Source organism: Tunicatimonas sp., assembly GCF_049647865.1.
Taxonomy (GTDB): Bacteria; Bacteroidota; Bacteroidia; order Cytophagales; family Cyclobacteriaceae; genus Tunicatimonas.
The window spans coordinates 1-4,511 of record NZ_JBARYM010000066.1; the positions used below are offsets into that span (position 1 = coordinate 1).

Below are 4,511 nucleotides of genomic sequence, written 5' to 3' on the forward strand. Positions count from 1 at the left end.
GTTGGGGCCATCTTGCCGCCATATGCTAAACGTAACGTTCATAACTTATCTATTTATAACTTCGCACCGTAGGTTCAATAAACTCAAATTCCAGTGCCTCTTCGTGATGCATAAACTGACCACCTTGTCCGTACTCCCAAGCCGAAACGTAGGAATAGACATCATCTACCCGAATGGCTTCACCGTCGGGGGTCTGAAACTCTTCCCGGAAGTGGGCCCCGCAGGATTCTTCCCGGTTCAGGGCATCGGTGCACATCAGTAGCCCCAGTTCAATGAAATCGGCCAGCCGAAGGGCTTTTTCCAGTTCAGTATTCATCTCTTTGCTGTGTCCCGTGACCTTTACATCACGCCAGAAATCAGTACGAATCTGGGTAATCTGCTCAATAGCTTGCCCTAAACCGGCTTCATTACGACTCATCGCGCATTCTTGCCACATAATCTTACCCAGCTCCCGGTGAAAGTAATCGACGGTTTTGGTACCGTTCACCGCTAGCAAGCGATCTATATTCTCCTGCACTTCTTGCTCAACTCGCGCAAATTCGGGATGATCGGTGGTCTCATGTTCCTCCTTCAGTGCTCCGGCTAAGTAATTGTTGATGGTATTAGGCAGTATAAAGTAACCGTCTACGCTGGCCTGCAACAGAGAATTTGCTCCTAACCGATTGGCCCCGTGATCCGAAAAGTTGCATTCACCAACGGCGTATAATCCGGGAATGGTGGTCATTAGTTCGTAGTCTACCCATAACCCGCCCATAGAAAAGTGCGCGGCGGGAGATATTTGCATCGGTTCCTTATACGCATCAATTCCGGTGATCTTCTGGTACATGGTAAACAGATTACCGTAGCGATCTTTGATAGTTTCCAGTCCAAATTGCTGGATGGCATGTTTAAAATCCAGGTAGACCGCGTTCTTTAGTCGTCCCACACCATGTCCGGCATCAATGCGCTCTTTGGCGGCGCGGGAAGCAATATCGCGGGGAGCCAGATTGCCAAAGCTAGGGTAGCGACGCTCCAGGTAGTAATCCCGCTCGTCTTCAGGAATATTGTTGGCCTTGCGGCTATCGTCTTTGTTTTTCGGCACCCAAATACGTCCGTCGTTCCGTAGGGACTCAGACATTAGCGTTAGCTTGGATTGGGCCTCACTGGACTGGGGCAGGGCGGTAGGATGAATCTGGGTAAAGCTGGGCGAGGCGAAGTACGCTCCCCGCTTATGGGCTTTCCAGATGGCACTGCCGTTGCAGCCAATGGCTAAGGTAGACAGACGAAATACACGGGAGTAACCGCCGGTTGCCAGCACCACCGCATCGGCCGCAAATCGCTTGAGCGCACCACTCGTAAGATCGCGGGCAATAATACCCTTGGCTTTCCCGTCAATGACGACCAAATCCAGCATCTCGTGCCGGGTAAACATGGTTACTTTCTTGGCCCGGATCATCTTGTAGAGCTGAGAGTAGGCGGCCAGTAGCAACTGCTGCCCGGTCTGACCCCGCGCGTAAAAGGTGCGTTGTACCTGCACTCCTCCGAAGCTACGGTTGACCAGCACCCCACCGTACTCCCGGGCAAACGGTACTCCCTGCTGGGTGAAGTGATCGATCAGCGGAGCGGATAGTTCGGCCAACCGGTAAACGTTTGCCTCTCTAGACCGAAAGTCGCCTCCTTTTAACGTATCGTAAAACATGCGCCACACACTGTCGCCGTCGTGCTGGTAGTTCTTGGCGGCATTCACCCCGCCCTGGGCCGCTACCGAATGCGCCCGACGGGCCGAGTCCTGGTAGCAGAAGCACTGTACTTCGTAGCCTAGCTCCGCCAAGGTAGATGCTGCTCCCGCCCCGGCTAGCCCGGAACCTACCACAATCACGTTTAATTTCTTCTTATTAGCCGGATTAATCAGTTGGCTTTTGGCCTGATAATTACGCCACTTATCTTCTAGTCTTCCTTCCGGTATTTTTGCGTTCAACTTTGTCACAGCAGCTTATTTAAAGTACACAATTAACGGAATAATGCCGAACCCAACGGATATAATGGCCGCATACACCAATGAAACGTTCGTTAGCACCCGTAGCCCTTTGCGATGGTAGAAGCCGAGCGTCCTAAAGGCGCTTTTGAGTCCGTGGTTTAGGTGCAAGCCTAAGGGAACCATCAGCACGGTATAGAACAGCACGTAGTAGATATTCTGGAACAGACTGTAGGTAATCTGGTAGACATCTACGTTACCATCCATATCCAACCCGACACTTTCTCCCAGCCCCAACTTCACCTTCGCCCAAAAGTTAGCCAGATGTATAACAATAAATAGCAGAATAAAAATACCAATCAGGCCCATGTTCTGGGAAGTCCAGGTACTATTTTCCAGCTTATGGTTTACCGCGTACTTATTGGGCTTGGCTCTGCGGTTTTTGATAGTGACAATGACGGCGTAGACTACGTGAAAGATAATAGAAGCGTACAGCAGATAGGCAACGATCTTAATCAATGGACTCTCCCGCAGGGTAGTTGAGTAGGTATTGTATAATCCCCGAGCGGTTTCTTCCGGCAGCAACAAAATAGCGTTGGCCGACAGATGCACTATTAGGAATATACACAAAAATAATCCGGTAGCCGCGATAACTCCTTTTCTCAGAAACATGGTAGGCTAGGTTGATAACATGGTGAACTACATCAAATCGTTTCTCCGATAACGCTCTGTTTACGCTTAATCTATTAAGTCTATCCGAAGTAGCATCGCCACAAATTAAAGACCCAAGAGGAGCGTTCCGCCAAGAATGGCAATACTGCTAATTTTACGCTTCAATAGTATGACATTTATCATTAAGCTAAAGAACTTTAGTCATTTTCTAACCTTTATTGAACATAGAGATTTTATTCGGCTTAGGGAATTTGATTCCTTACAAGCTACGATTATTAGTGAGAGCCACAATGCGGAAAGAGAGATAAACAACGTAAACTGAGAGCAAAATCTTCCTTAATGCTGATCAGTATCGCCGAAGGATTCTAACAAAGCTCTAAGGAAGTTAATTAAAAGCTAAGGGGTTTCCTGGAAAAGCTCTCAAAAAATTTGGGAACACTTTCCGAGACTTTAAAAATTGCTCTTAACTATTCTTCTTAATTCTTAATAGTAGTTTTCCTGCTTACTCTCCAATTTAGTGCCGTAGTGGGTCACTACCAGGTTAGTGGTTGTAGTTTTGGTTTGTGTGTGGACCTGAGGACTCCGGATGCTAGCCATAGCTAATGGCTCAATTCTAAAACGTTTTTTGTTTCTAATCCATAATGGGATCGAATACCTCTTTCTAATTTATCTATCTTTCTATTAGGCCCCTTTATTACTATTTTATCGTCACCTAGTTTTACTGATATTGATTCTGTCTCAAACCAGTTGTCAAATAGTTGATTAAAGCGATTGACAGACCTTAGGTTTGTCTCACATTCTTTTCTTATTTCTATCTGAGATCCGTTTATAGACATATACTGTACTATCCAGTTGTACAACTTATTGGAATCTTTCGTATTAGCGATCGAGAGTTGGTGTTTTCTTACGCCAAACGTTGTGCCCAATGCTAACCCAACTGCTAATAATGTAGTCCATAACCACCAATCAAAGATTTTCAGCTCTATTGCATTAGGTGAATTAACTGTGGCGATGATTACTCTAAAGGTAAAAAAAGTGATTAATGCTAAAATAAAAGTCCCAAAAAATGCTCTAAGTGTAGGTTTTAATATATGTGTTTTCATCTTCATAATTATAGATTTAGAAAGCCCTGGTTTGGATTATAAATCGTTCTTTGGTTGCAGTCAACTACTGTATAGCCGCTACTATAGCACGTGCCTACTTGCTACGAGTTTGTATTAATGCTATTGCTTAAATATAATAATTAAGCAAGAAGATGACAAACCTAGCAGTGGACACCGTTAAGAAAGCCTAAAATCAGAACAGTTTAGGCACCTTCCCGCGTAGGTTTTCAATGGTTTTGGGTTACCTAACTTATCATAGTTTTTTCTAAACGGAAGATCAATATACTACATGCGTATTACCCTCATTTTCAAGTATGCTCTCTTGAGTATGGCTAGTAGGTATTCTAACTTAAAGTCGGTAGCTGAAACCAATCTATAATTGTACCAAAATGAAACAATAGCTATCTTGAAAGTAATGGAAAAACAAGAGGGTAATATCCTTATTGTCGACGACGACCAAGCGGTGCTGTATACAGCTAAACTGATTTTAAAGCAGCACTTTACGCACGTACAAACCGAGTCTTCTCCTTCGCAAATTGTCAACCACCTGCAAAGGCACCCCTACAATGTGTTAGTACTGGATATGAATTTTGCTCAGGGAAAAACCAGTGGCCGAGAGGGGTTGTTCTGGATTAAGCAAATACGGGAACTAGAGACCAACGTACAGGTAGTAGTCACCACCGCCTACGGTGATATTGAACTAGCCGTAACCGCTATGAAAGAAGGGGCAGTAGACTTTTTGACCAAGCCCTGGGAAAAGGAAAAGCTAGTAGCTACGGTCG

4 protein-coding genes are annotated in these 4,511 nt (G+C 45.3%); 1 reads left to right on the forward strand and 3 read right to left on the reverse strand.

Going from position 1 to position 4,511, the window contains the following annotated elements; translation table 11 throughout:
- Window positions 1-49: 49 nt before the first annotated feature.
- The 3 genes from WBA23_RS02420 to WBA23_RS02430 form a co-directional block, all read right to left on the reverse strand.
- Window positions 50-1,966, reverse strand: coding sequence for a fumarate reductase/succinate dehydrogenase flavoprotein subunit (locus WBA23_RS02420; protein WP_424580650.1), 1,917 nt, complete (start codon window positions 1,964-1,966; stop codon window positions 50-52).
- A 6-nt stretch (window positions 1,967-1,972) separates the two neighbouring features.
- Entirely contained in the window at window positions 1,973-2,626 is a 654-nt protein-coding gene (locus WBA23_RS02425; protein WP_424580651.1) for a succinate dehydrogenase cytochrome b subunit, read from the reverse strand.
- Between the two features lie 599 nt (window positions 2,627-3,225).
- The gene (locus WBA23_RS02430) at window positions 3,226-3,735 is read right to left on the reverse strand and encodes a hypothetical protein (protein ID WP_424580652.1); all 510 of its coding nucleotides are present in this window, start codon (window positions 3,733-3,735) and stop codon (window positions 3,226-3,228) included.
- 409 nt (window positions 3,736-4,144) lie between these two features.
- Between WBA23_RS02430 and WBA23_RS02435 the strand changes: the two genes are divergently transcribed.
- A partial coding sequence (locus tag WBA23_RS02435) for a response regulator (protein WP_424580653.1) occupies window positions 4,145-4,511 on the forward strand: 367 nt, incomplete at its 3' end.